The organism is Sphingobium tyrosinilyticum, assembly GCF_042654265.1.
Lineage (GTDB): Bacteria > Pseudomonadota > Alphaproteobacteria > Sphingomonadales > Sphingomonadaceae > Sphingobium > Sphingobium tyrosinilyticum.
Window position 1 is genome coordinate 627,005 of record NZ_JBHSFZ010000064.1, and the last position, 25,041, is coordinate 652,045.

Here is a 25,041-nt window from a genome sequence, read left to right on the forward strand (position 1 = left end):
GTCAGCCTTCCTCGCCGGTCGTCGGCGCTTCAGCCTTGTCTTCAGGCTTCTGACCGACCTGGTCCTGAGGAAGACGCAGGACAAAGCGATCCGGATCGCGCATGTCGAATTTCACGATACCGCGCCCCAGCAAGCGATTGACGCCGTCCATGCGTGCGAAGTTGACCAGCGCTGTGGCGGAAGCGCGGCTTCCTTCAGGCAGCGACAGCGTTTCACCCGATTGAAACCGCAAGTCCCAGCGGCGGTTGCCGACCCAGGTCGCCCCTGCCAGCATCGGCTTCAGGGCAGGCGCATTCTCCATCAGCTTGTTGAGGCCTGCTGTCTGGCGATTAGCATCAGGCCCAACCACGAGCGGCAGATCGGGCATGGCGTCAGTAGCGACAGACTGAAGCACGACGCCCTGCACGTCGATCAGGTGCAGTTGGCCATCATGCTGCCACACGGCAACAGGATCGCGTTCGACGATATCGACCACCAGCGTGTCCGGGAGGCGGCGGGAGATGCGCGCGTCCTTGACCCAACCCAGCTTCAGCATTTCGCCGCGCACCTTGGGCAGATCCAACGAAAGCATCGAGCGGTCCACCTGGCCCAGGGCGATATTATAGACCGGCAGTTCATCCATCCGCTCGACGCCGCGGACCTCGACCTTTTGCACTTCGAAACCAGCGTTGGCGGCGACTTCGGCTGCCTTCTGTTCGGCCATGGCGGGCACACCCAGAAGTGCAGCGATGCCTATAATCACCGTCAGAACAATCCCAACGATCGCCCAGCTGGCAATGCGCTGAAGCGTATCCTCGCTAACCGGCAAGGCATGGAGAAGGCGGCCGATCCACGAACGGCGCTTGCCTGGCTTGCCCCGGCCCGGACCGTTGCGGCCGCGTGGGCCGGCCGCGCGCGCCAATCGCGCCGTCCCGCCCCGCCGGATGCGTGCTTCACCCATTGTCTGCCCCCTTTGCGCCCGGCACCTGCCTCAGCGCGTCTTCGACAATACGCTCGACCAGTTCGGCATAGTCAATGCCCAGTTTCGCCGCCTGCTCAGGCACCAGACTTAAGGGCGTCATGCCCGGCTGAGTATTCACCTCAAGCAGATAAAGCCCTTGGACTCCTTGGGTGTCATCCCAGCGGAAGTCGGAGCGCGATGCCCCCTTGCAGCCAAGCAGTTGGTGCGCGCGCAGGGCGAGCGCCTTGCACGCCTCGCTGATCTCGTTGGGGATTTCCGCCGGGCATACATGTTCGGTCATGCCGTCGGTATATTTGGCGTCGAAATCATAGAAGCCGCTCTTGGGCCGCAGTTCCGTCACTAGCAGCGCTTCATCACCGAGTACGGCGGTGGTGAGTTCGCGTCCGCGAATATAGGGCTCGGCGAGCAGTTCCTCGAAATGCTGCCATGGACCTTCGACATCGCGACCGATCGGTGAGCCGTAATTGCCGTCCGGCGTTATGATGGCAACGCCGACGGAGCTGCCTTCGTTGACCGGCTTCACCACATAGGGGCGCGGCAGGGGATCAGCTTCGAACAGGCTGGCGCTGGTTACGACATGGCCGCCCGGCATGGGGATACCATGAGGCACCAGCGCCTGCTTCGTCAGTTGCTTATCAATAGCGATGACCGATGTCGCCAAGCCCGAATGAGTGTAGGTGAGGCCCATCAGGTCCATCATCCCCTGCACCGTGCCATCCTCGCCGGGAACGCCGTGCAAGGCATTGAACACAACGTCAGCATCAGCGTCGGCAAGGCGGGCGGCGACGTTACGGTCCATGTCGATCCGCGTGACCTTGTGCCCACGCGATTCCAGCGCTTTTGCGACCCCCTCGCCGCTCGACAAGGAAACAGGCCGCTCGGCGGACCAGCCGCCCATCAGGACAGCAACATGCCAGGGGCCACGGGTCATCTGTAAAACTCCGAAATATGTCCGTCGGGGCTGAGCTTGTCGAAGCCCGCGCCATCATTTCTGTAGAAAGAAGAGCCCTTCGGCGAGCTCAAGACGAGGGAAGAAATCAGGGCGCTATTCACTTCTTCTCTCCAACGCGCTGGATTTCCCACTCCAATTCCACGCCACTCATTTCCTTCACCCGGCGACGGACTTCCTCGCCGAGCGCCTCGATATCCGCGCTGGTGGCGTCGCCCAGATTGAGGAGGAAATTGGTGTGCTTTTCCGAGACCTGCGCGCCGCCCATTTGCAGGCCGCGGCATCCGGCTTCGTCCACCAGAGCCCACGCTTTATGTCCATCCGGGTTCTTGAAGGTGGACCCACCCGTCTTGCTGCGGAGCGGTTGGCTTTCCTCGCGCGCGGCGGCGATGCGGTCCATCTCCGCCTGAATCGCCGCGGGCTCGCCGGGCGTTCCGCGAAAGACGGCGCCTACCACCACCGCGCCTTCAGGCAGCGTGCTGTGGCGATAAGTATAACCCAGCGCATCGCGCGGCAGCGTCACGCGCTCACCAGAGCGCAGCACAACGTCGCACTCGACAAGAATGTCGCAGGTTTCGCGGCCATAGGCCCCGCCGTTCATTCGGACAAAGCCGCCGACGGTGCCCGGGATGGAGCGCAAGAACTCCAAGCCAGCAATACCCGCATCGCGCGCGGTGGAAGACACAAGGATGCCCGACGCCCCTCCCCCGCAACGCAGAGTGGTGGCATCGATCTGCTCGACCTTGGCGAGCGGCTTACCCAAGCGCACGACAACGCCGTTAACGCCGCCATCGCGAACAATGAGGTTGGATCCAAGACCAAGCGCCATCACCGGGATCGCAGGATCCAGCCGCGCAAGGAAATCGGACAGGTCCTCAACGTCCTTGGGCTCAAAGAGCCATTGCGCCACGCCACCCGCCTTGAACCAGACGAGAGGAGCGAGCGGCGCATCAGCCTTGAGCGACCCGCGAACCGAAGGAAGGGGCGCCACCGCCGTTGTCAACCGGCGGTCCCCCGAGGAGAGATTTGGGTCTCCCGCATCAGACAGCTTCCTTGGCGACGACGGCGGAGGCCAAACCGGCAGCCCATTTTGTGATGTCGCCGGCCCCAAGGCAGATGATCATGTCGTCGGCCTGAAGATCAGCAGCGATGGCGCGGGCCAGATCGTCGGCGCCGTCCACCGTCGCTGCGGAGCGATGGCCGCGCCGCTTAAGGCCAGCCACCAGCTCTGCGCTGTCCACGCCTTCGATCGGCTGTTCGCCCGCCGGATAGACAGGCGCAGCATAGACAATGTCGGCGTCGTTGAATGCCTGCTGGAATTCATCCATCAGGTCGCGAAGGCGCGTGAAACGGTGCGGCTGAACCACGGCGATGACCCGGCCCTTCGCGCCTTCCCGGGCTGCGGCGAGTACCGCCTTAATTTCAACCGGGTGGTGACCGTAATCATCGATGACCGTGGCGGCGCCCTGGCCCGCCGGCATTTCGCCTACCTTGGTGAAGCGGCGCTTGACCCCTCTGAACTTGGCGAAGCCCGTCTGAATTGTCGCGTCGTCGATCCCCATCTGCAGCGCCACGCCGATGGCCGCCATGGCGTTCAGCACATTGTGGCGGCCCGGCATAGGCATTTCGATGCCCTCTATCCTGCGGAGCGAGCCGTCACGCTCCCGAATCTGCACATCGAAGCGATTGCCGCCGGGGATGGGCTGGACATTCTCGCCGCGAATATCGGCCTGCGCCGAGAAGCCATAGGTGACGATACGCCGGTCCTGCACGCGCGGCAGGATCGCTTGCACCTCCGGATGGTCGAGACAGAGCATCGCCGCGCCATAGAAGGGCACGTTCTCGACGAACTCGACAAAGGCGTCCTTCACCTTGTCGAAGCTGCCATAGTGATCCAGATGCTCCGGGTCGATATTGGTCACGACTGCCAGCGTGCCGTCGAGCCGGAGGAAGCTGCCGTCGCTCTCGTCGGCCTCGACCACCATCCAGTCGCTCTTGCCGAGGCGAGCGTTTGAGCCGTAGCTGTTGATGATGCCGCCGTTGATGACGGTTGGGTCCACCCCGCCCGCATCCAGCAGCGCCGCGACCATGGAAGTGGTGGTTGTCTTGCCGTGGGTGCCCGCGATTGCGACGGTGGATTTGAGACGCATCAACTCGGCGAGCATTTCGGCGCGGCGGATCACCGGGACGCGCTTTTCCAAGGCGAGATCGACTTCGGGATTACCCTTCTTGATCGCGGTGGAGGTCACGACCACGGCGGCATCGCCGAGATTCTCGGCCTTATGGCCGATCATCACCGCAATGCCCTTCTTGCGCAGTCCTTCCACGACATAGCCCTCGGCGACGTCGGAACCCTGAACCTTGTAACCCAGATTGTGCATCACTTCGGCGATCCCGGACATGCCGATGCCGCCAATGCCGATGAAATGGATCGTGCCGATGTCGGTGCCGACACCCTTCATGCGGGAACTCCCTGGAGATTAAGGCTGGTCGGCACTGGGCCGACGCGAAGCGGGTCATTAAGGATGGGGGCGGGGCCGATGCTTTCGAGCAGGTCGGCCATGTCGCGGGCGGCATTAGGCCGGCCACAGGCACGAGCGCGCTTGGCGGCATTTTGAAGCGCGCCAGGTTCCAGCGCCATCTTCTGCATCTGCTTGGCAAGCTCAACCGCAGTGAAGCGCGACTGGGGGATGGTCCGTGCGCCCCCCGCCTCGGTCATCTCTCGAGCGTTGGCCGTCTGATGATCGTCCATTGCGCTCGGTAACGGAACGAGGATCGCAGGGCGGCCGGCACAGGTGAGTTCTGCCAGAGTCGAGGCGCCAGCGCGGGCGATGACCAGGTGCGACCAGCTGAGCTTTTCGGGAACATCGTTGAAATAGGTTGCAAGGTCCGCCGGGATTTCGAGATCGGCGTAGAAGCGGCGAACGCGTTCGATATCCTCTGCCCGGCATTGCTGCGTCACCTGAAGGCGGCGGCGAAGGCTCAAGGGCAGCATGCCGAGACCATCCGGCACAACCGACGAGAGGATGCTGGCCCCCTGACTGCCGCCGATCACAAGAACGCGGAAAACGCTTTCGTCGGTCAGCGCAGGAAATTCCTCGTCCCGCAGCGCCTTCACTTCCTCACGGACGGGATTGCCAACGAGATGAACTTTCGACGCATATTTGTCGCGAAGGCGCTCCACCCGGGGATAGGCTGTGGCGATCGCACCGACCCGGCGAGCAAGCAGACGATTGACCCGGCCAAGGACGGCGTTCTGCTCATGAATGGCTGTCGGAATCCCATCGGCAAGCGCGCCAAGCAGCGCCGGCATGGCGGGATAGCCGCCGAAGCCCACAACGGCCGTCGGACGGAAGGTTTCGTTAAGGCGGCGGGCCATCGCCCGGCCTGTGAGGATCGCCTTGAGCGCGCCGGGCCAGCTCCGCGGATTTTTGGTCATGCGGCCAGCAGGAAGGACATGGACCTGCGCACGGTCGAAGATGCCAGGGATCTTGGCGCCCCGCTCATCCGTCACCAGCGCGACATGATGACCCCGAGCCATCAACTCCTCGGCCACGGCATGCGCCGGAATCATATGACCACCCGTCCCGCCAGCGGCGAGGACGAAGTGTCGGGAAATGCTCATCGACCACTCCATTTGACGACCGTGTGCCGGCCCATGAAGGGATTGCGCCGCGTAAACGCGAGCAGCAGGCCGACGCCGATACAAAGCGCCAGCATAGAGGAGCCGCCATAGCTGATAAAGGGCAGCGTCATGCCCTTTGACGGAAATATCTGAGCATTGACGCCCATGTTGATGATCGCCTGAAGCCCAAATTGCGTGGTGAGGCCCGCTGCGGCGAGGATTGTGAAATTATCATCCTCATCCAGCATGCGCAGCAGAACGCGCACGACCACCGCCAAATAGACGCAGGCGATGCCTATGCAGGCGAGCAAGCCGAACTCTTCGCCGATGACCGAGAAGATATAGTCCGTATGTGCTTCGGGCAGGCGGAACTTGTTTTGGCCGCCGCCGGGTCCCACACCCGTAAAGCCGCCATGGGTGATCGTGCGGAAGGCCAGTTCCGTTTGGTCCGGTCCGGTATCCTGAGCAACGCCTATCCCCAAAAAGTCGTTGATGCGCTGACGGCCATTTTCGTAAAACATGTACATCGCGATCAGACCCGCCAGTCCGATGCCCGCCATTATGCCGATGAAGCGCATCGACACACCCGACAGCAACAGCAGACATCCCCAGCAGGCGAGGAAAATCACGGTCTGGCCAAAGTCCGGCTGTTTCATGAGGATCGCGGCGATCAGCAGCGTCAGCGCTCCGGTTAGGGGGATGACGGGCAGCGACATATCCTTGCCGCGAAGGGACAAGAGCCAGGCCATGGTGACGACATAGACTGGCTTAAGGAACTCTGAAGGCTGAAAGCGGAACCCCGGAAGGTCGATCCAGCGCCGCGCGCCGTTCACGGTGGAGCCCAAGATCGGGACGCACAGCAGCATCACGATGAAGAAGGCAGAGAGGAACAGCGCCAACCGCCTGGCCTGCTGGCGGGGCAGCATCGAAATGACCAGCATGATCGGAAGGCCAAGGAACACCCAAATCAGCTGGCGGTAGAAATAGATGAGCGGCGTCACCGAGACGGAGCTGGTCGAGCGGTCGATCGCCGCCACTGGCGATGCGGCGGCGACGGCAACCAGGCCGATCGCCATCAGCGCGACGATCAGGGAAAGGAGGACGCGGTCGATCTCCCAGAACCAGATGGCCAGGGCCGTGCGCTCACGCGGAACGGTGCGGTTCTTGAACCCTTTCACCAGTTCGCCTGCCCTGAACATTCTGCTCGCCCCTTCTTGCCCCGTACGCCCTTAGCCGTCCACGCCCCCTTCTTCCAGCGCCGTGACAGCCGCGACGAACGCATCGCCTCGCGCCTCAAAATCCCGGAATTGGTCGAAACTGGCGCAGGCTGGTGAGAGCAGCACAACATCCCCCGGTTGCGCCACCCGTGCGGCCCGGCGGACGGCGGCCGATAGCATCTCGCTGTCATCCACCGCCATATGCTCGCGCAGCAGGTCGGCGAACATATGGCCCGCTTCACCGATGGTATAAGCTGCGGCGACATTGCCGAACCAGGGCGCGCATTCGTCTAGATTATCGGTCTTGGCGAGGCCACCAACGATCCAGTGCAGGCGCGGTCGGCCCTCGACCGGCGGATAGGCGGCGAGTGCGGGCGCGGTAGAGGCGGGGTTGGTCGCCTTGCTGTCATTGACGTAGAGAACGCCGTTCAACTCGCGCACCCGCTGCATGCGGTGAGGCAGGCTGGCATAGCTTTGCAGGGCGGCTGCGATGGTCTTGTCATCGATATCCAGCGCTCGGGCGACGGCCATGGCAACGGCCGCGTTCTGGGCGTTATGAGGACCCTGGAGCGAAGGCCAGCCGGCTTGGGCGGCAGGATCGATGTCAGCAGCTTCCACTTCCACTCGGCGTGCGCCGGACTGGGCGGCGATGGAACGGCTCGGTTCGTCCTCGGTGGCGATTATGGCGACATGAGCAGCCGACTGCATGGCAAACAACCGGGCTTTGGATGCGACATAGCCTTCAAAGCCATTATAGCGGTCCAGATGATCCGGCGTGATGTTGAGCAATACCGCGACATCGCAATCAAGGCTCTGGGTCAGGTCGATCTGATAGCTCGACAGTTCCAGGACATATATGCCGCCGTCGGGTAGCGGGTCCTGCCCCAATATCGGCAGGCCGATATTGCCGCCCATGCGGGTCGGAATGCCTGCCGCCTCAATGATATGATGAATGAGTGCGGTCGTGGTCGATTTGCCGTTGGTGCCGGTGATTCCCACCACGCGATGGACGGGCAGCGTCGGGCGAGCGAGCGCAAACAACTCAATGTCACCAACGACCGGCACGCCCGCGAGCTTTGCGTGCATGGCGATAGGATGCTTGTTGAGCGGCACGCCTGGAGAGACGACTACGCCGTCAAAGCCACTGAGATCAATATCTATCGGATCTGCCATCGTCAGGCTGACTTCACCCTCGATCTCGGTCGATAATTTTAGCACGGCATCTACAGCCGCCTCTCGGGCTTCATCACGGCTGTCCCAGGCAACGACCTCAGCGCCGCTCGCCGTGAGGCATTCGACCGTGGCAAGGCCCGAGCGGGCAAGGCCCAAAACAGCATATTTTTTGCCGGCAAAGACGGGAGAAGTAAGGCCCATTCCGCTCACCGGAGCTTCAGCGTGGCAAGGCCGGCAAGCGCCAGCACGAAGGAAATGATCCAGAACCGGATCACAACGGTGGGCTCGGCCCAGCCCAACTGTTCGAAATGGTGATGAATCGGCGCCATGCGGAAGACGCGCCTGCCTGTCCGCTTGTAGAAGAAGACCTGTATGATGACGCTCATTGCTTCCACGACAAAAAGCCCGCCGATGACGCCCAGCACGATCTCATGATGGGCGGTAACAGCGATCACGCCGATCGTCCCGCCCAGCGCCAGGCTGCCGGTGTCGCCCATGAATACAGCGGCGGGCGGTGCATTAAACCAAAGGAAAGCAAGGCCCGCGCCGATGATCGCGCCGCACAGGATGGTAAGATTGCCAGCGCCGGGCACATGCGGGATGCCCAAATAGGAAGCATAATCCGCACGGCCGACCAGATAGACGATCGCCATGAAAGCCATGCAGGCGATGATGACTGGCATAGTCGCGAGGCCATCGAGCCCATCGGTCAGGTTGACGGCGTTGCCGAACGCCACAATCACGAACGCGGCGAACAGAAAATAGAACGGTCCAAGCTCGATCGCGGGACCATTGTAGAAGGGCAAGTAAAGCGCGGTGTTGCCATGCTGATGAACGATCAGCCACGCGGCGACTCCAGCGATCAAAAATTCGAAGATCAGGCGCATCTTGCCTGACAGACCCTTGTGGCTGGCCTTGGTCACCTTGTCATAATCATCAAGGAAGCCGATGGCGCCAAAGCCTAGCGTCACGAAGAGGCAAGCCCATACATAGATGGACGACAGGTCCATCCACAACAATACGGACGAGATCATCGACGTCAGGATCATCAGGCCGCCCATCGTGGGCGTGCCCCTCTTGGCGAGGTGAGTCTGCGGGCCATCGTCGCGGATCGGCTGCCCCTTCCCCTGGCGGACGCGCAGCCAGCCGATGAAGCGGGGGCCGAGCACCAAGCCGATGATAAAGGCGGTCGCGATCGTCGCGCCCGCGCGGAAGCTGAGATAGCGGATGAGGTTGAAAACACCCGCGAAGTCCATCGTCTGGGCAAGCCAGTAGAGCATCAGTTCTTATGTTCCCCAAGCGCGGCGACCAAGCGCGACAGGCCGATGCCGTTTGATCCCTTTACCAGGATTGCGTCGCCCGCGCGCATTTCGGTCTGTATAAGACTGATGGCGGCAGCGGCGTCCGGCACATGGTCGAAAGAAAGAACCCCGCCGAGCGCTTCGGCCAATGGCTTCATCTCCTCGCCGACCAGGATGGCATAATCGACCTGCCCCGCCGCCAGCGGTTCTACCAGTCCGGCATGCAGTTCACGACTGCGATCGCCCAACTCGCGCATGCCGCCCAGCACCGCGATACGGCGACTTGCACGTTCCTTGCCCAACTGCTTGAGCGTCGCCGCCATGCTGAGCGGATTGGCGTTGTAGCTTTCATCGATGAGCAGCGCTTCACCGCCCGCGATGGGCAGGGTCTTGCGTTCGCCCCGCCCGGGCAGTCCGGGCATCTCCGCAAGTGCGAGGCCCGCTGCAGCCAGATCGCCGCCCAACGCCTCCACCGCGGCCAGCACGGCAAGCGCATTCGACACCCAATGTTCCCCCGGCGCGCTTACGGTGAAGCAAAGCTCCGCACTAGGCAGGGTCGCCGTCACTAACGTGCCGCCGTTCGCGGCCGGAACCATATCACGCGCCCGGACGTCAGCCTCTTCATCGAAGCCGAAAGTCAGGATGCGCGCGGCATGCTGCTCCGCCTTGGCATAGAGGGTGGCGACATGCGGGCTGTCATAGGGAATGATCGCCGTTCCGTCCGGCTCCAGCCCCTCGAAGATTTCAGCCTTGGCCTCTGCGATCTTCTCTTCGGTGCCGAAAAATTCGATGTGAGCCGGCGCGATGGCGGTCACGATCGCGACATGCGGGCGGACTTGCTGGGTCAGTTGAGCCAGCTCACCGGCATGGTTCATGCCCATTTCGAAGACACCGAAAGCCGACGCGCGGGGCATGCGGGACAGGCTCAACGGCACGCCCACATGATTATTATAGCTTTTGACCGAGCGATGGACTTCGCCGGGGCAGACGCGATCCAGCGCCTGGAACAACGCTTCCTTGGTGCCGGTCTTGCCCACCGATCCGGTAACGCCCACCACCTTGCCGCGCATCCTGGCGCGGGATGCGCGGCCCAGCGCCTCCAACGCAACGACGCTGTCCTTCACCAGAATGTGAGGCTGGGGGATCGCTTCGCTGACGATGGAGCCTGCTGCGCCCTGGCCGAACGCTTTCTCCACGAAATTGTGGCCGTCGGTCGTCTCACCCTTCATCGCGACGAACAGATCGCCGCCAGTCACTTCACGGCTGTCGAACGCCACGCCCGAAACGGCGAAGGGCGCCGATGCGACGCCCCCTGTGGCCTGCGCTATCTCTTCGGAAGTCCAAAGCTCGCTCACCCAGCGCACTCCCGGGCAACGGTCACATCGTCGAACGGTAACACCCGGTCGCCGATGATCTGCCCCTGTTCATGCCCCTTGCCCGCCAGCAGCACGATATCATCCGCACCAGCCTGCGCAATGGCCGCGGCGATCGCCGAACGACGGCCACCAATTTCCTCGGCGCCCGGCGCACCAGCCATGATGGCGGCGCGGATTGCCGATGGATCTTCTGAGCGCGGATTGTCGTCGGTCACAATCACATGGTCAGCCATCTCGGCCGCGACCTTACCCATCTGCGGCCGCTTGCCTGCGTCACGGTCGCCCCCCGCCCCGAAAAGGGCGATCAGACGCCCGCGCGTGTGGGGCCGCAGGGCTTCGATTGCCGCGCGCAGCCCATCGGGTGTATGAGCATAATCGACATAAACGGGCGCACCAGCCTTGGTGATGACCGCACGTTCCAACCGTCCACGCACAGGCTGGACTCGGCCGAGCTGTTCCAGAACCTTCCCCACATCCTCGTCACCCGCGATTACCAGACCCGCCGCGGTCAGCGCATTAGCCGCCTGATAGGCGCCGATCAGCGGAAGGTTTACCTTGTAGGACTTACCGCCAGCTTCGACTTCAAGCGTCTGACCCAACTGGGTCGGGGTGCGGTTGGCAAGACGCAATGCCCGCCCCTGCACCCCGACGCTCAGCACACGAAGCCCCCGCTTCGTAGCCCGCTCGATAACCTTGTCCGACCATTGGTCATCAGCCCAGATGACGGCCGCGCCATTGGGCGCGACGACCTCGTCGAACAGCCGCATCTTGGCGTCGAAATAGCTGTCCATGTCGCCATGATAATCAAGGTGGTCGCGCGACAGATTGGTAAAGGCGGCAGCCGACACCGGCAGCCCTTCAGTCCGATATTGGGCGAGGCCATGGCTGGACGCTTCGAACGCGGCATGGGTGATGCCCTCGCGCTTCAGACCCGACATGTTCGACAGGAAAGTGACAATGTCCGGAGTCGTGAGGCCGGTCGAAACCTGATCGACGGAGGTTGTCACACCCAGCGTCCCTATCGAGGCCGAATGATGCCCCAACATGCGCCATAGCTGGCGCGCAAGCTCCACCGTGGAGGTCTTGCCGTTGGTGCCGGTGACCGCAACGGTCACATCCGGGAACGGTGCGAAATAGCGCGCGGCGAGCAGCGCGAACAGGCGCCGGGGATTTTCATGGGCAATGTGGATCGCCCCCTCCACCTTAGCTTCGGGACGCGCGACGACCGCCACCGCACCCGCCCGCACGGCGTCGGGAATGAAATCTTCCCCGTTCACCCGCGCACCCTGAAAGGCGCCGAACACTGTACCGGGCGCGACCTTCCGGTTATCGATCGCGAAGCCCGACACCAGCTCGTCCAGGGACTCGCCAGCGTCGAGCTTCACATCCAGCCCCTCGATGAGCGACCCGAGGCGCATCTTAATGCTTTTCCTTTTCCTGCCCGAGCAGGGGCATGAGGTCGGAAATATCTACGTCGCGCCGCTCGTCCGGCAGAACGCCCAGCATAGGCCCGGTGCGTTCGACCACGCGCTTTACCACCGGAGCGGCAGTCCAGGCCGCCGTCCTCAGACCGAAAGTCTGAGCGTTGCCTTTGGGCTCGTCCATCATGGCGAGCACAACGTAGCGGGGATTATCCATCGGAAATGCGGACGCGAAAGTCGTCACCAGTGAACTCTTATTATACCGGCCTTCTTCAGGCTTCTCAGCGGAACCCGTCTTGCCGCCCACCCGGAATCCCTTGGCGTCGGCGCTGCGACCTGTACCCGCCGCAACGATCATCCGCAACAACTGCCGCATCCGTGCACTCGTAGCGGCGGAAAAGACGCGATGGCCTTCGGGCACTTCATTGGCGTGCAGCTTGCGTAGAGTGGCCGGGCGCCAGATGCCGCCATTGACCAGCGCAGCGTAAGCAGCGGCAAGGTGAAGCGGCGTCACGGCGATGCCATGGCCATAGGAAACGGTCATCGTCGTGATGCGGCCCCAATTATAAGGCCACAAGCTCTTGGCGCGCTCTTTCAGTTCGATGGGGGCCCGTTGGTCGAACTGCAGGTTGCGGAACAGTTGCTGCATGGGCGCGGCGCCCATTTCGTCAGCAATACGCGCGGTGCCTATGTTGGAGCTGTGCACCAAAATCTCCGGCACGTTGATCCAGCGACCAAGAGAGTGATCGTCCTTGATGTGAAAGCCCGCAACGGCGAGCGGCGCAGTCGCGTCATACCGCTTGGCCATGGAAGTGACGACGCCGCGATCCATCGCCTCGGCGATCGACAGGGGCTTGAAGGTCGAACCGAGTTCGTAACGGGCCTGAACAATTTGATTGCAGAGCGGCGATTCGCTGCAGTTCTTTCCAGCGTAATTTTGCAGCTTATTAGGGTCGAAGACGGGGATCGACGCCATGGCGATCACCTCGCCCGTATTGGCGTCCATGATGACGCCGCCCGCACCCTTAGCATTTTGAGACACCATCTGGGCGTAAAGCTCGCTCTCAAGCGCGCCCTGTACCCGGCTGTCGATGGAAATCGCGAAGGGCTGCCCCCGCAGGGCCGGGTCGGTCAGGCGATCGTTGAACGCCGCCTCCACGCCCATACCGCCCGTCCCTTCCCCATTGGGTGCAAAGCCCAAAATGTGCGCAGCCAGGCTGCGTTGGGGGTAGAGTCGTTCCTTTTCGCGCGGAAACTCAATGCCGATCTCACCAAGTGCGTTTACGGCCGCCACTTCTTCGGGCAGGGCGCGGCGGCGGAGATAGGCCCAACCCTTGCCGGTCAGCTTTTTGTAAAAGGCCGCTTCAGGCTCATCGGGAAAAATTTCGTGCAGCTTGCGCGCCAGTTCCGCAGGCTCACCAATCAGCTTGGAAGGCCGAACGGCGATGGAATAGGCGTCCATGGTCCGCGCCAAGGGTACGCCATTGCGATCAACAATGTCCGCGCGTGCGGGAATGAGGCCAGACGCGTCGCCGCCACCGCTCGTGCCATGGGCGAAAATACCGACCCAGGTGAGTCGCAGGATCACGACAGCCGTGATCGCCATGAACAGGATCAGCAACAACATCAGCCGATTATGGGCGATCGCCGTCAGATCGACACGTTGCTTGCCCGCTCTGGCGCCACCCGGTTGAACGATGATCGTCGCCATCAGCGCGCACCCTTCTTGCGCTCTCGCGCCGCCTTGCTGCTGATATCGCCCATGGTGCTGTCGTCCAGCAGCTTGGCGTCAAGCATCGCCATCCGTTCGGCGCGGCGGGCGACGGGATTTGGCTTGGACACGTCCGCATCTTCCTTCGCCTTCTCCGCAGCGCTGCGAGGAGTTGGCTTAGCGGCCGCGTCAACATTGTCGGCGGCGTGCGCTTCACGAATGACGGCTATGTCGCTCCGGATCTGAGTCGCTGCGGGGCTGGCCGGGGTTGGCTGAGCGGCGGACGGCAGATCGGCAGGGGTTTGGACCATCGCCACCATCACCGGCGGCGCGACATAATCAGGTCCGTTGGGCTGAATGCCGTCGAGGTTCGCAAGCGCCCTCTCGCCACCCAGATACTGCTGGGCGGTCGGCGTAGCATACATGAAGTCGTCCTGGTTCCAGCGCTCAAGCTGCCGCATGCTGGCGCGCGCGCTGAATTCCGTTTCCAGATATCGGATATCGGCCCGCGCCCGCGCGATCTGGGCCTGCACCTTCATCAACTCGTTACGCTCGGTGGCGACCTTAAGGGACACGAGATAGGCGCCCAGCGCGCCCAGCGCCACGAGCAGGATCCAGATCAGGCTCTGCAACCTCTTGACGGCGATCATGGGCGCACACTCCGGGCCGGACTGGAAACAGGGGCGCCCGTGCGAACTGCGCTGCGCAGCGTCGCCGAACGGGCTCGCGGGTTGCGGGCGAGTTCAGCCTCGCTTGGGCGCACCGCCTTTGCGGGCTTGTGGAAGGTGGGCTCAGCGCCGGCTCGACGCTCCGGCAGATGGCGCGATCCTGCTCCCTCCCCACCGCTGCGTTTGCGCAGGAATTGTTTGACGATGCGATCTTCCAGACTGTGGAAAGTAACGATGGCGAGCCGCCCACCCTCCTCCAGGATAGCCTCAGCCGCTTCCAGCCCGCGTTCCAATTCTTCCAATTCGCGATTCACATGGATGCGAACTGCCTGGAATGTCCGGGTCGCAGGGTCTTTCTTGTCATGGGGTTTATGGCCCAGGGCGCGGCGTACAACGCTGGCGAGCTGGCTGGTCCGCTCCAGCGGACGAGCCTCCACGATCGCGCGGGCGACCCGCCGCGAGCGTGGCTCCTCACCATAACGATAGAGGACGTCGGCAATTTCTTGCTCAGGGGCATTGTTCAGGAAGTCTGCGGCGCTCATCCCGCTCTGGCTCATCGTCATGGTAAGGGGGCCGTCCGACTGAAAGGAAAAGCCCCGCTCCGGCCGGTCGAGCTGCATCGAAGACACGCCGATATCGAGTGTCACGCCGGACACCGACGACACGCCCAGTTCGTCCAGCAACTCGCCCATATGGGAAAACTCACCAGCGATCAGCGTGATGCCTTTTTCGGCGGCCAGCGCCTGCCCTTCGTGAACCGCATCCGGATCGCGATCAAAGGCGAAAACCTTCGCACCCTTGTCCGCCATGGCACCCGAATAGCCACCCGCGCCGAAGGTGCCATCGACATGCAACTCGCCGGGGTTAATGGCGAGAGCGTCCAACACTTCATCGAGCAGAACGGGGATATGGCGGTCCGGATTGGCAGCAGCGGTCACTTTACGCCTCCGGCGGCGCGCTGATCCAGCCAACGGCGGACCTTGTTCCGGATCAGTTCCGGCCGATCCTTGCTGTCAACAAGCGTTTCCGGCTTCCAGATCTGGATGTATCGGCCCACGCCATAGAAAAATACGGCATCAGCGATGCCATATTCGTCTTTGATATCCGGGTGCATGGCGAAGCGCCCACCATCGTCGAAATTGACCTCCTCAATGGTGCCTAGGCGGCGTTCCAGTTCGAGATCGGCATTATAGTCGCGGCCAGCAGTCCGCGCTTCACGAGCAAGTTCCTCGACTTCCGTGAATAGAAAGCGGCGGTGAGACTCTCCAAAGCCCGTGGCGCAGGGGTTGTCGCCGTGGACGGAAAGATACAGCCGCGTTTCGCCGCCACTGGACAGCTTGACCTGTCGGCGCATCTCCAGGGGCAGCACGAAACGGCCTTTGCCGTCCGCGACGCTGAACGCGTTGCCCGTAAAGAGAATGATTTCCGACACGTTCGGACGACTGCCCCTCTGTTCGCAAGGGTGCAGGCCGCCATCGACCAAACCGCGTCATTGCGGTCGGCGCACAGGACTAACCAAAGCCTGACAAACCCCTATGGCTTTTAGATACCAAGCGGCGGGCCTCAAGAAAAGGGAAAAGTCGGGAGATTTTGGGAAATCTTGGTTTGTTCTGATTTTATTCTCTATTCAGGGCTAAGTCGAGGCTTCGGCTTGCAGAGGGCGAAGGAGGAATGGCCCTTTGCGCCGGGATAGAAGAACGCTTCCCATGATCGCCCAAGAAATCCCGGCCATGAGCGCCCAGCGCAAAGCGGTCGTCAGTCCCACGAGGGACGTCACCCAAACCCGAGGCTCTATCGACCCATCGCCCAGCTGTTTAACAACGAAACCAGCAGTGTCAGCAGTCCATGCACCCCGTTTCAGTGGCATCGCCTCATCCGCCAACCACAGCCGGTCATCTATCAGGTCGGCATCCGCAACGAGGACAGCTTGCCCGCGGCCGATCATACAGCGCGCAACCAATGCCTCATGCTCAGTCCGGCAGTTCGAATTTCTACGGAGCGCAAAGGACGAGGCCGCCATGGTCGTGAGCAAACGGCCGTCAGCAAGCATTTGGCGCTTTTCTCCGGTGTATGATGGCGACCGCAATTCAACACCCCAGTGACCCAGCACCGGAGCGAGCATGCTGACGGGTGGCGCTCTGCGGCGATCCCCCAATGGCAAGGACGAAGGCCAGCGCAGCAGAGGATCGGCGAAGAGCAGCATCGTGCCGCCGCCGCGCACCCAACCGTCTAAAGCGAGCAGCTCATCGGCCGACATGGCGCGCGGCTGCGCCAACAATAATGCATCCACGCGCTGCATCTTTGGAGACAGGGGACTATCTACGGGCCGGACATCGAATCGCTGACGCAATATTCGGATTATCGGCGCATCCTCGCGTGCTTGAACGCCCCCCTCTCCTTCGCGCCAAAAGAGAGGCAACGCACTGATCACCGCTAACGCCGGCCGCTCTCTTGCCCATTCAAGCGATGGATCGGCAGCGAGCCCGCATGAAAGAACCGCCAGCCCGGCCAAGCCTAGGCCGAGCCAGCGCTGGCCTATTATGAATATGCCGGAGCCCAGAGCGAGCAGCACGGTCAAGCCTAACCAGGCTAGAGGCCAAAGATCGAACAAACGCCCGGTTGCAAGCCATGCAAAAAGCAGCACTGTGCCCACGCTTCCCAAGCCAGCCCAGATGGCATGAAGGACGCTGCGCCTCGCCCGCAGGGCCGCCGCGATAATGATGAGGACCAACGCTGGCCAAACCCAGGCACGCAGATCGACTTGGCCTGTGCGCAACAGTGCAGGAAGTCCGCCGAGCAAAATGATCAGCGGCCCGGCGCAGAGCATCGCGAATGTACGCAGCGCCACTATCATGAAGTGCTGCCTGTTCGCAGGTCAGCGGCCGGAGGATTGCGGATCGCGATCCATCGGCTTTCTGAGATTGGGATCGGGCTGCAAATCCGGAACGATCGGTTGCTGTTCAGGTGCTGGCTGGACGCCAAGCTCCGCCAGCGGTTCCTTAGGCGCAACGGCATTGAGGTCCAAGGTGGGCACGGTGGGCGGCGGCACCGCCGGATCATCGATCCGCGCCTTGTCGATCACGATATTGGCCAAGCCTACCAGGAGCACCACGCCCGCCAGCCCGGTGAGGCCAATCTGGACACGCTGCAACCCTTCCTGCCGGCGGGGATGTTCAGCCATCGAAGCGCTCTTTTTATCGTCGCCGCGACCCTTGTCGGCGATCAACGATTGTGCGCGAGCCAGGGGAACACCGTCAAGCCCTTCGATTCCAGCCACTCGCGGTTATAAAGGGTCGAAAGGTAACGGAATCCAGTGTCGCACAAGATGGTGACGACCCGCTTGCCCGGGCCAAGCTCCCGCGCCAGCGCCACGGCGCCCGCAACATTTATGCCGGACGACAGCCCGAGGCACAGCCCCTCTTCCGCCAGCAGTCGCTCAACCCAGTGCAGTCCCTCCTCGTCCGAAATACGAAATTGCGTATCAATCGGCGCGCCTTCCAGATTGGCTGTAATGCGCCCCTGCCCTATCCCTTCAGCAACCGACGACCCCTCTGCCTTCAATTCGCCATTCGCGTAATAATTGTAGAGCGCCGCCCCGTAAGGATCGGTCAGCGCGATGGTGATATTCTCATCATGCGCTTTAAGTCCGAGGCCCACCCCCGCGATCGTTCCGCCAGTGCCGGCAGCGCAGGTGAAACCATCGATCTGCCCATCCAGTTGGGTCCAAATTTCCTCTGCCGTGCCGACGATATGCGCCTTGCGATTGGCGATATTGTCGAACTGGTTGGCCCAGACCGCATTCTCCGTCTCTTCCGCGATACGGCGGGAGGTGTGGACGAAATGGCCAGGATTTGAATAGGGAGCTGCGGGCACTGTGACCAACTCCGCACCAAGGGCGCGCAAAGTGTCCATCTTCTCGCGGCTTTGCGTCTCGGGCATGACGATGATCGTCTTGTAGCCTTTGGCATTTGCGACGAGGGCGAGGCCAATTCCGGTATTCCCCGCCGTCCCTTCGACGATCGTGCCCCCGGGGGTCAGCAGCCCCTTTTCCTCGGCATCATTGACGATGAACAGCGCGGCGCGATCCTTAACCGAAGCCCCGGGATTGGCGAACTCGCATTTGGCGTAGATGTCGCATCCGGTTTCTTCCGACGGAACGGCGAGGCGCACCATCGGCGTGTTGCCAATCAGGGCGAGGCTATCATTCTGGACTAGCATTGCTCCCGCATAGCGGAGCAGATGCACGCTTGCCAAGCAAGGGAATGCTGGTCCACCCAAAGAGCCGGTTGCAATGCCTCTCGGCGCGCTGCCTTGATGGGAAGAAAGTGGCAAGGCTTTTGCGCTAACACATGGCGGCGGCGCATTTGCCGCAAGGATTCATGAGGCTGACGGGCTGGAATATGGCAGGCGGGCGATTACGGCATGCGGCGTGGGCCGCCCTGGCGCTGACGGCGCTTGCCGTGCCGCGCCTGATCACAGCCGCGCCGCTTGACGTTCTGGCTGACGCGACGCGAAGAAACAACGTGGCGGAGAGGCCGGGCGAGAATTTCCCGGGTTCCGCCTATTTCTTTGCCGACGATATATTCCAGGATGTGCCCAGCGTCGCAGGAAACAGCGAACATGTCCTGAAACTCGATACCGTCCAGGCAGCGCCAATGACCACGTTTCGAGGGCTGACGCCGCTCGATAGCTATCGCGCGGTCAACTGCCTGACATCAGCAATATATTATGAGGCGGGCAATGAGCCTGAGGAAGGGCAGCGAGCGGTCGCGCAGGTGGTGCTGAACCGTGTGCGCAGCCCGCTCTGGCCGCATAGCGTGTGCGGAGTCGTCTATGAGGGGTCGGAGCGGAGTGATTCCCGCTGCCAGTTCACCTTCAGTTGCGACGGTTCCATGGGGCGAGCAAGCCATATGCAAAGTTGGGCGCGTGCACGCCGCATTGCGGAGCAGGCTCTTGCGGGGCGTGTCTATGCGCCGGTCGGGCTGGCCACCTTTTATCATACCTTGGCAGTGAGGCCCGGATGGGCAGCGGCCAAGCGCGCCGTTGCGGTGATCGGCGCGCATATCTTTTACAGCAGTCCCGGCTTTCATGGCACAGAGGCCGCGTTCCGGGTGCCCTATGCCGGCCGCGAGTGGCAATCGGGACCCTCTCTTCGAAGCTGGCCGACGCCAATCTATAGAGGCCACGCTCCTCCCTCACCGGTCGAGATCAGAGATTTGCCCATACCGAGCGGTCCTGAGGTCGAGGATAGCCTGCCTCCTTCCACCATCCGCCCGGAATATCGCAACAGCGGACGGCCACTTATTTGATCGGCACGGCTCTTGTTTTAGAGCGTAGGAATCCGACCAAGGCGCTGAATCTAAAAAGAATAAAAAAATTTTTCGTGCGGCGGAACGGACGGAACCAAATAGCGGGATGAGGGGTTCTGCATACCGGATAGCAAATCTTTTGCCCCCCGCTCTTGCTATCCAAAAAAACATGAGCCCGGAACGCATCTCCCCCCCCGACGCGTTCCGGGCTCAGATTTTTTGGGCGATCTTCCTGATATCAGAGATATTTCCGGCTGCGGAACGTAATTCCCGGCTGTGGGTTCTCCTCCCAGCCGCCGGATAGCGCGGCCGTCCGGCATTAGTTTTTCAAGGAGACGATCATGACCAGGAAGATCCTTGCCGCCCTGCTGCTTACGGGTTCGCTGATGGTAGCAGCGTGCAACACCGTGGAAGGCGCTGGCAAAGACGTGCAGAGCGCTGGCCAGGCCGTGGAAAACGCAGCGCAGTAGGCGCAGTAAACGGTTCCCACCCTCGCAGGCCCGCTCTGGCGGGCCTTTTTTTGTCAGGTGGACAGGTCGGTTGTTTGAGCCGCCGCGGCTTCGCGGGCTTGTTTGCGGTCGGTGAACCAGATCGCCAGGATGGTGATTTCGTAGAGCAACAGCAGCGGAATGGCGAGCATGAGCTGCGAAACGACGTCGGGCGGGGTGAGAACCGCCGCCAGTATGAAGGCGGCGACGATCATGTACCGACGGAGGCCGATCAATTGGGCGCGAGTGACCAAACCTGCGCGGTTGAGGAGCATCAGCAGCACCGGCATGAGGAAGCTGATGCCAAATGCAAGAATGAACTGCATGACTAACGTAAGGTAGGCGTCGGTGCCTGGTAGAGCCTCGACCGTGAGGCCGCCGCTATTCCCTTGAAATTGCAGGAAAAAATGAAACGCCATCGGCATGACGACGTAATAAGCGAGGCTGGCGCCCATCAGGAACAACACCGGCGTCATGATCAGGAAAGGCAGTAACGCCTTCTTTTCCTTGGCATAAAGGCCCGGTGCGACAAAGGCCCAGAGCTGATTCGCAATGATCGGGAATGACAGACAAAAAGCGCCGAAAATCGCCACTTTCACCTGCACGAAAAAGGCTTCGTACAGCTTTGTATAGACGAGCCGCCCGCCACCGTCCCCAAAGGCTTCCTTCAGCGGGTGAACCAGGAAGGCGAAAAGCTTGTCGGAAAAATAGAAGCAGACGGCTCCTGTGAGGAACAGCGCCCAGACGCATTTCAGCAGGCGTCCCCGCAATTCGATCAGATGGTCGAGCAGCGGCGCTTTCGTATCATCAATGTCCTTCATGCCGGAGCGTCACCCTTACCCGTAGCCGGTTGCGCTGCGATATAAGGCGGTCCGTCTGCGGCAGGCGCGGGCGCAGGCGTGGCGGCAGGCGCCGACTGGGCGACAAAGGGAGGTGGAGATGCGTCAGCGCCGGGAGCAGACGCGGTAGCCGGAGAAGCCAGCGGCTCCATTGCCGGAGCTGCCGACCCGTCGGCGGGATGTTCCTGCATGATCCGCCGGTTCTGATCGGCCCATTTCTTTTCGAGTTCTTCCATCTCGACTTCCCGCACCATGGCGTCGATGCCGGTACGGAAATGGCGCGCCATGCCGCGCGCCTTGCCGACGATCTGCCCTACCTTGTAAAGCGCGCGCGGCAAATCCTTGGGGCCGATCACGACCACAGCGATGATCACAATCAGCAGAAGTTCGGACGAACCGATATCAAACATGCGCGCCTACCGTTTGGGCGTGAAGAATAATCAGGCCTTGGTTTTTTCTTCGGTGGCGCTCGGTGCGTCCTGCTCAGGCACGCGATGACCTTCGATCCGCGTCGCAGGCTTGGCAGGCGTGATGCCGTCATCATCGTCGGCCATGCCCTTCTTGAAGCTCTTGATGCCCTTGGCGACGTCACCCATCAGCCCGGAAATACGGCCGCCGCCGAACAGCAGCATAACCACCAGGAGAACGATGACCCAGTGCATCAGCGAAAAGGAACCCATTTTGACTTTCTCCTGTATCGAAGCCCTTTCTAAGCTTCTTCCTCATCATTTTCCAGAACGGATTGGGCACCCAGGCCCTCCAGCGCAAGATCGACCGGATCGAGCAATCCCGCAGCGCGCAGATCGTCCATACCCGGCAAGTCCCGGCGGCTGCTAAGGCCGAAATGTGACAGAAATTCGTGCGTGGTCGCATAGATGAGCGGACGGCCCGGAACTTCGCGCCGCCCGGCAGGGCGGACCCAACCCGCCTCCATCAGCACGTCGAGCGTGCCTTTGGCGACCTGGACGCCCCGAATGGCCTCCACCTCGGCGCGGCTGACGGGCTCATGATAGGCGATGATCGCGAGCGTCTCCATCGCCGCCCGGGACAATTTGCGAGTTTCGTCCTTTTCCCGACGCAGGATATGGGCGAGGTCGGCCGCAGTCTGGAAATGCCATCGCCCACCCCGCTCCACCAGATTGATGCCGCGCCCGGCATAATGGTCCGACAATGCAGCAAGGGCGGCAGGCAAATCCCCGGCTTCGCCCACATGCAGCCTCAGTTCGGCAGGAGTGAGCGGCGTCTCGGCAACGAACAGCGCCGCTTCCACTGCACGGAGGAAATCATCGGGCTCTGGCATCATAGCAGCCGTGCTCCGCCCTGATCCGGCAAAGCGGCCCGCAGGTAGATGGGCTGGAAAATACCTTCCTGCTGTATTTCCAGCCGCCCCTGTCGCGCCAGTTCCAACGCGGCGACGAAGCTGCTGGCGAGTGCCGATTTCGCCATCGGCCCATCCTGACCATCGGGCAGGAAAGATTCAAGCGTCGTCCAGTCGATCGCCGAGCCGACGAGCGCACCGACGCGCTGGATCGCTTCATCGAGCGTCATGACCGGGCGGACAGCAACCATATGGACGGCCGGCTGTGTCCGCGCGCGAACCTGCCCATAGGATTGGATCAGATCATAAAGACTGGCCGCCCATTTCGCTTTGCGGACGAGGCGCAGCCCTTCCGGGCGGGGGCGGACGAATACGTCACGGCCAACGCGATCTCGCGCCATCAGCCGCGCGCCTGCCTCCCGCATCGCGTGCAACCGCTGGAGGCGCAATTGAAGGCGGAGCGCCAGTTCTTCGGGACTGGGATCGGGCTGGGCCTGCTTGGGAAGAAGCAGCGAGGATTTGAGATAGGCGAGCCAGGCGGCCATCACGAGATAGTCGGCCGCCAGTTCCAGCTTCAGCTTCCGCGCACCCTCAATATAGGTGAGATATTGTTCGACCAGCGCGAGGATGGAAATTTCGCGCAGATCGACCTTCTGGCTACGGGCCAGGGCAAGCAGCAGATCAAGCGGCCCTTCCCAACTTTCGAAGCTGACGGTGAGCATGTCGGGGCGCGGCGTAGGCGGCGGCGTGAAGAGGTCGTTCATGCGTGATACCCCTCCGTCAGGCTTTGCCTGCCACCTCCCTTTACAGGGGAGGATTTGAGTGGTCGATTCACGCGGGCACCAGCGCCAGCAGGGTGTCGCGGATGGCGAGAAGCTGGTCGAGCGGCGGGCTGTCCTTTTCCAAACTGGCGCGGACCATGGCCAGATCCAGGCGGGCTTTGGATGCAGCGCTTATCTCCGGGAGGAGATTGGCGATCCCCACCATATCATCCATCCGCCCCCAGCAATTGAGCGCAAGGTCGCATCCGGCCGCCACCACCCCGGCGGCGAGTTCCGGGATGCTACCGTTCAGCGCCTTCATATCGAGATCGTCGGACATGAGCAGGCCGTCAAAACCGATACGCTTGCGGATGATCGTATCAATCACCGAGGCCGAGAGGCTTGCCGGAAGATCCGGGTCCCAGGCCGTATAGACAACATGGGCGGTCATGCCGATCGGGGCATCCTTCAGCGCCTGGAAAGGGGCAAGGTCGGTCGTCAGGGCTTCTTCATCGGCGGTGACGATCGGCAGTTCGTGATGACTGTCCACCATCGCGCGGCCGTGGCCAGGCATATGCTTGACGATGCCCACCACGCCGCCTTCGGCAAGCCCTTCGATGACCGCCCGGCCGAGCGCAGCGACGCGCATGGGTTCGGCTCCCAACGTACGATCACCCATGATGTCGCTTGCCCCCTCCTGCCGTACATCGAGCAGGGGGAGCGCATCGACGGTAATCCCGGCTTCGGCAAGCGTGACGGCGATAGCCTGGGCGTTGGCGCGGGCGGCTGCGATCGCGCTGGAAGGCGCGAGGTCGTAGAGGCGATCGAATATGGCGCCGGGCGGAAAGCTGGGCCAGACCGGCGCCTGCATGCGAGCGACGCGGCCACCTTCCTGATCGATCATGATGAGCAGGTCGTCGCGGCCATGGAGCGCGCGGAGGTCGTCCGTCAGCGCGCGCAGTTGGGTGCGATCGACGATGTTGCGGCGGAACAGAATATAGCCCGCTGGCTGCGCGTCGGCGAAGAAGGCGCGTTCATCGGTGGTGAGAGTTTCGCCGGAGAGGCCGAAGATTACCGGTTTCATGGGTCGCGATGGTAGCGGCGAAGGAGCGTGCTGTCGAAGGGGTTGTTTGGAGGGAGTTTAAACGCGATCTGTTTCCCTCTCCCCTGAAGGAGAGAGGGAGCATAAGGTGGTTAGTTCACCACCAGGCAGCTTTCTCCGGCGACCTTGAGCCGCCCGCAGAGGGTATTGGCTTGAGCGCCTGCGGTAGCGCGGAGGCGGTAGAGGGTGCTGCCGCCGACTTCCGTGGGTTCGACCGACATGGTGAGCGGCGCGAGATAGGCAAAGCGCTTCGACAGCCGCGTCCAGGCGTCACGGGCGCCGGACTGGCTGCCATAGGCGCCGAGCTGAATCACCGCGCCGCCTGTCCTGGCGGGCTGGCTGGTGGCGGGGCGGACGTTGGTTTCGTCCGCGACGCGTGTGGTCACGCTTTGCGCGGGCTTGCCGGGAGCGGCCTGGCGCGGTTTGGCGGGAGCCGTCGGTATAACGGGCGCTTCGGGTACGCGGCTGGGATCGATGCGGCCATCACGGACAACGCCTTCGCTGGCGGCGAAGCTGGCGTCGCCTTCGCCCTCGAACTTCTTGGCGTCGGCTTCGCTGGCGGGGACCTTGTAATCGGCAGCGGGTGCAGCGATCAGCTTGCCCTCACCGCCGCCGGTGGATCGGTTCTTGAGCAGCCAGACACCCGCAACCACGCCGCCGAGCAGAACAAGGGCGCAGAGGATGAAGCCGAGCAGGCGGACAGGCGAAAGCCCTTCCTGCTCTTCATCTTCAATACCGGGCTCGAGCCAGGGCAGACGCTCCTCGTCATCCAGATCGAGCCGCCCCCTCGCAAAGTCGCCCATTTTCCCTTGCCTCCGCCTG

General features: G+C 62.3%; 26 protein-coding genes. 2 read left to right on the plus strand and 24 right to left on the minus strand.

Annotated elements, in window-relative coordinates; genetic code table 11:
- Position 1 precedes the first annotated feature (1 nt).
- The 17 genes from ACFO3E_RS20610 to ACFO3E_RS20690 all read right to left on the minus strand — a co-directional run bounded on the left by ACFO3E_RS20610 (position 2) and on the right by ACFO3E_RS20690 (position 18,620).
- A complete protein-coding gene (locus tag ACFO3E_RS20610; RefSeq protein ID WP_066527371.1) occupies positions 2 to 940 on the minus strand; it encodes a cell division protein FtsQ/DivIB in 939 nt (312 codons plus the stop codon).
- Positions 933 to 1,892 (minus strand): D-alanine--D-alanine ligase, encoded by a 960-nt coding sequence (locus ACFO3E_RS20615; protein ID WP_066527370.1) that lies wholly within the window; start codon positions 1,890 to 1,892, stop codon positions 933 to 935. Before ACFO3E_RS20615 ends, ACFO3E_RS20610 begins: the two co-directional genes overlap by 8 nt.
- Before the next feature lie 118 nt (positions 1,893 to 2,010).
- Complete coding sequence (murB, locus tag ACFO3E_RS20620; RefSeq protein WP_197486347.1) at positions 2,011 to 2,901, minus strand: UDP-N-acetylmuramate dehydrogenase; 891 nt, start codon at positions 2,899 to 2,901, stop codon at positions 2,011 to 2,013.
- Between the two features lie 49 nt (positions 2,902 to 2,950).
- Complete coding sequence (murC, locus tag ACFO3E_RS20625) at positions 2,951 to 4,372, minus strand: UDP-N-acetylmuramate--L-alanine ligase (RefSeq protein ID WP_066527367.1); 1,422 nt, start codon at positions 4,370 to 4,372, stop codon at positions 2,951 to 2,953.
- Positions 4,369 to 5,535 carry an undecaprenyldiphospho-muramoylpentapeptide beta-N-acetylglucosaminyltransferase gene (gene murG / locus ACFO3E_RS20630; protein ID WP_066529226.1) on the minus strand — a complete coding sequence of 389 codons (1,167 nt, stop codon included), beginning with the start codon at positions 5,533 to 5,535 and terminating at the stop codon, positions 4,369 to 4,371. Before murG ends, murC begins: the two co-directional genes overlap by 4 nt.
- Complete coding sequence (locus tag ACFO3E_RS20635) at positions 5,532 to 6,734, minus strand: FtsW/RodA/SpoVE family cell cycle protein (protein ID WP_066527359.1); 1,203 nt, start codon at positions 6,732 to 6,734, stop codon at positions 5,532 to 5,534. Before ACFO3E_RS20635 ends, murG begins: the two co-directional genes overlap by 4 nt.
- A gap of 30 nt (positions 6,735 to 6,764) precedes the next feature.
- Complete coding sequence (murD, locus tag ACFO3E_RS20640) at positions 6,765 to 8,126, minus strand: UDP-N-acetylmuramoyl-L-alanine--D-glutamate ligase (protein WP_066527356.1); 1,362 nt, start codon at positions 8,124 to 8,126, stop codon at positions 6,765 to 6,767.
- Between the two features lie 5 nt (positions 8,127 to 8,131).
- On the minus strand, positions 8,132 to 9,205 hold the full coding sequence (mraY, locus tag ACFO3E_RS20645) for a phospho-N-acetylmuramoyl-pentapeptide-transferase (RefSeq protein WP_066527355.1): 1,074 nt from the start codon (positions 9,203 to 9,205) through the stop codon (positions 8,132 to 8,134).
- Complete coding sequence (locus ACFO3E_RS20650; protein ID WP_066529224.1) at positions 9,205 to 10,581, minus strand: UDP-N-acetylmuramoyl-tripeptide--D-alanyl-D-alanine ligase; 1,377 nt, start codon at positions 10,579 to 10,581, stop codon at positions 9,205 to 9,207. The genes mraY and ACFO3E_RS20650 overlap by 1 nt, the downstream gene beginning before the upstream one ends.
- The gene (locus ACFO3E_RS20655) at positions 10,578 to 12,020 is read right to left on the minus strand and encodes a UDP-N-acetylmuramoyl-L-alanyl-D-glutamate--2,6-diaminopimelate ligase (RefSeq protein WP_066527354.1); all 1,443 of its coding nucleotides are present in this window, start codon (positions 12,018 to 12,020) and stop codon (positions 10,578 to 10,580) included. Before ACFO3E_RS20655 ends, ACFO3E_RS20650 begins: the two co-directional genes overlap by 4 nt.
- 1 nt (position 12,021) lies before the next feature.
- Positions 12,022 to 13,734 (minus strand): peptidoglycan D,D-transpeptidase FtsI family protein, encoded by a 1,713-nt coding sequence (locus ACFO3E_RS20660; RefSeq protein ID WP_066527351.1) that lies wholly within the window; start codon positions 13,732 to 13,734, stop codon positions 12,022 to 12,024.
- Positions 13,734 to 14,384, minus strand: coding sequence for a colicin transporter (locus ACFO3E_RS20665; RefSeq protein ID WP_066527348.1), 651 nt, complete (start codon positions 14,382 to 14,384; stop codon positions 13,734 to 13,736). The genes ACFO3E_RS20660 and ACFO3E_RS20665 overlap by 1 nt, the downstream gene beginning before the upstream one ends.
- A complete protein-coding gene (gene rsmH / locus ACFO3E_RS20670) occupies positions 14,381 to 15,340 on the minus strand; it encodes a 16S rRNA (cytosine(1402)-N(4))-methyltransferase RsmH (RefSeq protein WP_066527344.1) in 960 nt (319 codons plus the stop codon). The genes ACFO3E_RS20665 and rsmH overlap by 4 nt, the downstream gene beginning before the upstream one ends.
- The gene (locus ACFO3E_RS20675; protein ID WP_066529221.1) at positions 15,337 to 15,834 is read right to left on the minus strand and encodes a division/cell wall cluster transcriptional repressor MraZ; all 498 of its coding nucleotides are present in this window, start codon (positions 15,832 to 15,834) and stop codon (positions 15,337 to 15,339) included. Before ACFO3E_RS20675 ends, rsmH begins: the two co-directional genes overlap by 4 nt.
- Positions 15,835 to 16,035: 201 nt before the next feature.
- A complete protein-coding gene (locus ACFO3E_RS20680; protein ID WP_380807172.1) occupies positions 16,036 to 16,914 on the minus strand; it encodes a Gldg family protein in 879 nt (292 codons plus the stop codon).
- Between the two features lie 363 nt (positions 16,915 to 17,277).
- A complete protein-coding gene (locus ACFO3E_RS20685; RefSeq protein WP_066529216.1) occupies positions 17,278 to 17,583 on the minus strand; it encodes a hypothetical protein in 306 nt (101 codons plus the stop codon).
- Between the two features lie 41 nt (positions 17,584 to 17,624).
- Positions 17,625 to 18,620 (minus strand): cysteine synthase A, encoded by a 996-nt coding sequence (locus ACFO3E_RS20690; protein ID WP_066529219.1) that lies wholly within the window; start codon positions 18,618 to 18,620, stop codon positions 17,625 to 17,627.
- A 161-nt stretch (positions 18,621 to 18,781) separates the two neighbouring features.
- Here ACFO3E_RS20690 and ACFO3E_RS20695 point away from each other — a divergent pair, with 161 nt between their 5' ends.
- Together ACFO3E_RS20695 and ACFO3E_RS20700 are read left to right on the plus strand one after the other, a co-directional pair.
- Positions 18,782 to 19,711, plus strand: a complete 930-nt coding sequence (locus tag ACFO3E_RS20695) for a cell wall hydrolase (protein WP_066529214.1) — start codon at positions 18,782 to 18,784, stop codon at positions 19,709 to 19,711.
- Positions 19,712 to 20,052: 341 nt separating this feature from the next.
- On the plus strand, positions 20,053 to 20,181 hold the full coding sequence (locus ACFO3E_RS20700; protein WP_066527336.1) for an entericidin A/B family lipoprotein: 129 nt from the start codon (positions 20,053 to 20,055) through the stop codon (positions 20,179 to 20,181).
- Positions 20,182 to 20,234: 53 nt separating this feature from the next.
- Here ACFO3E_RS20700 and tatC read toward each other — a convergent pair whose 3' ends face one another.
- From tatC to ACFO3E_RS20735, 7 genes are all read right to left on the minus strand, one after another.
- Positions 20,235 to 21,020, minus strand: a complete 786-nt coding sequence (tatC, locus tag ACFO3E_RS20705; protein WP_066527334.1) for a twin-arginine translocase subunit TatC — start codon at positions 21,018 to 21,020, stop codon at positions 20,235 to 20,237.
- A complete protein-coding gene (tatB, locus tag ACFO3E_RS20710; RefSeq protein ID WP_066527332.1) occupies positions 21,017 to 21,448 on the minus strand; it encodes a Sec-independent protein translocase protein TatB in 432 nt (143 codons plus the stop codon). Before tatB ends, tatC begins: the two co-directional genes overlap by 4 nt.
- A gap of 30 nt (positions 21,449 to 21,478) precedes the next feature.
- Positions 21,479 to 21,718 (minus strand): twin-arginine translocase TatA/TatE family subunit, encoded by a 240-nt coding sequence (locus ACFO3E_RS20715; protein ID WP_066527325.1) that lies wholly within the window; start codon positions 21,716 to 21,718, stop codon positions 21,479 to 21,481.
- A gap of 29 nt (positions 21,719 to 21,747) precedes the next feature.
- On the minus strand, positions 21,748 to 22,341 hold the full coding sequence (scpB, locus tag ACFO3E_RS20720) for an SMC-Scp complex subunit ScpB (RefSeq protein WP_066527319.1): 594 nt from the start codon (positions 22,339 to 22,341) through the stop codon (positions 21,748 to 21,750).
- Positions 22,338 to 23,120 (minus strand): segregation and condensation protein A, encoded by a 783-nt coding sequence (locus ACFO3E_RS20725; protein ID WP_066527317.1) that lies wholly within the window; start codon positions 23,118 to 23,120, stop codon positions 22,338 to 22,340. The genes scpB and ACFO3E_RS20725 overlap by 4 nt, the downstream gene beginning before the upstream one ends.
- A gap of 67 nt (positions 23,121 to 23,187) precedes the next feature.
- A complete protein-coding gene (nagZ, locus tag ACFO3E_RS20730; RefSeq protein WP_066527315.1) occupies positions 23,188 to 24,201 on the minus strand; it encodes a beta-N-acetylhexosaminidase in 1,014 nt (337 codons plus the stop codon).
- A gap of 110 nt (positions 24,202 to 24,311) precedes the next feature.
- On the minus strand, positions 24,312 to 25,022 hold the full coding sequence (locus ACFO3E_RS20735) for an SPOR domain-containing protein (protein ID WP_066527307.1): 711 nt from the start codon (positions 25,020 to 25,022) through the stop codon (positions 24,312 to 24,314).
- Positions 25,023 to 25,041: the final 19 nt, after the last annotated feature.

Bases quoted from the DNA above. Each gene is read 5' to 3' on its own strand.
- ACFO3E_RS20610 (WP_066527371.1), bottom strand. From the start codon at position 940: ATGGGTGAAGCACGCATCCGGCGGGGCGGGACGGCGCGATTGGCGCGC.
- ACFO3E_RS20615 (WP_066527370.1), bottom strand. From the start codon at position 1,892: ATGACCCGTGGCCCCTGGCATGTTGCTGTCCTGATGGGCGGCTGGTCC.
- murC (WP_066527367.1), bottom strand. From the start codon at position 4,372: ATGAAGGGTGTCGGCACCGACATCGGCACGATCCATTTCATCGGCATT.
- murG (WP_066529226.1), bottom strand. From the start codon at position 5,535: ATGAGCATTTCCCGACACTTCGTCCTCGCCGCTGGCGGGACGGGTGGT.
- ACFO3E_RS20635 (WP_066527359.1), bottom strand. From the start codon at position 6,734: ATGTTCAGGGCAGGCGAACTGGTGAAAGGGTTCAAGAACCGCACCGTT.
- murD (WP_066527356.1), bottom strand. From the start codon at position 8,126: ATGGGCCTTACTTCTCCCGTCTTTGCCGGCAAAAAATATGCTGTTTTG.
- mraY (WP_066527355.1), bottom strand. From the start codon at position 9,205: ATGCTCTACTGGCTTGCCCAGACGATGGACTTCGCGGGTGTTTTCAAC.
- ACFO3E_RS20655 (WP_066527354.1), bottom strand. From the start codon at position 12,020: ATGCGCCTCGGGTCGCTCATCGAGGGGCTGGATGTGAAGCTCGACGCT.
- ACFO3E_RS20660 (WP_066527351.1), bottom strand. From the start codon at position 13,734: ATGGCGACGATCATCGTTCAACCGGGTGGCGCCAGAGCGGGCAAGCAA.
- ACFO3E_RS20665 (WP_066527348.1), bottom strand. From the start codon at position 14,384: ATGATCGCCGTCAAGAGGTTGCAGAGCCTGATCTGGATCCTGCTCGTG.
- ACFO3E_RS20685 (WP_066529216.1), bottom strand. From the start codon at position 17,583: ATGGCTGAACATCCCCGCCGGCAGGAAGGGTTGCAGCGTGTCCAGATT.
- ACFO3E_RS20690 (WP_066529219.1), bottom strand. From the start codon at position 18,620: ATGCTAGTCCAGAATGATAGCCTCGCCCTGATTGGCAACACGCCGATG.
- ACFO3E_RS20695 (WP_066529214.1), top strand. From the start codon at position 18,782: ATGAGGCTGACGGGCTGGAATATGGCAGGCGGGCGATTACGGCATGCG.
- ACFO3E_RS20700 (WP_066527336.1), top strand. From the start codon at position 20,053: ATGACCAGGAAGATCCTTGCCGCCCTGCTGCTTACGGGTTCGCTGATG.
- tatC (WP_066527334.1), bottom strand. From the start codon at position 21,020: ATGAAGGACATTGATGATACGAAAGCGCCGCTGCTCGACCATCTGATC.
- tatB (WP_066527332.1), bottom strand. From the start codon at position 21,448: ATGTTTGATATCGGTTCGTCCGAACTTCTGCTGATTGTGATCATCGCT.
- ACFO3E_RS20715 (WP_066527325.1), bottom strand. From the start codon at position 21,718: ATGGGTTCCTTTTCGCTGATGCACTGGGTCATCGTTCTCCTGGTGGTT.
- scpB (WP_066527319.1), bottom strand. From the start codon at position 22,341: ATGATGCCAGAGCCCGATGATTTCCTCCGTGCAGTGGAAGCGGCGCTG.
- ACFO3E_RS20725 (WP_066527317.1), bottom strand. From the start codon at position 23,120: ATGAACGACCTCTTCACGCCGCCGCCTACGCCGCGCCCCGACATGCTC.
- nagZ (WP_066527315.1), bottom strand. From the start codon at position 24,201: ATGAAACCGGTAATCTTCGGCCTCTCCGGCGAAACTCTCACCACCGAT.
- ACFO3E_RS20735 (WP_066527307.1), bottom strand. From the start codon at position 25,022: ATGGGCGACTTTGCGAGGGGGCGGCTCGATCTGGATGACGAGGAGCGT.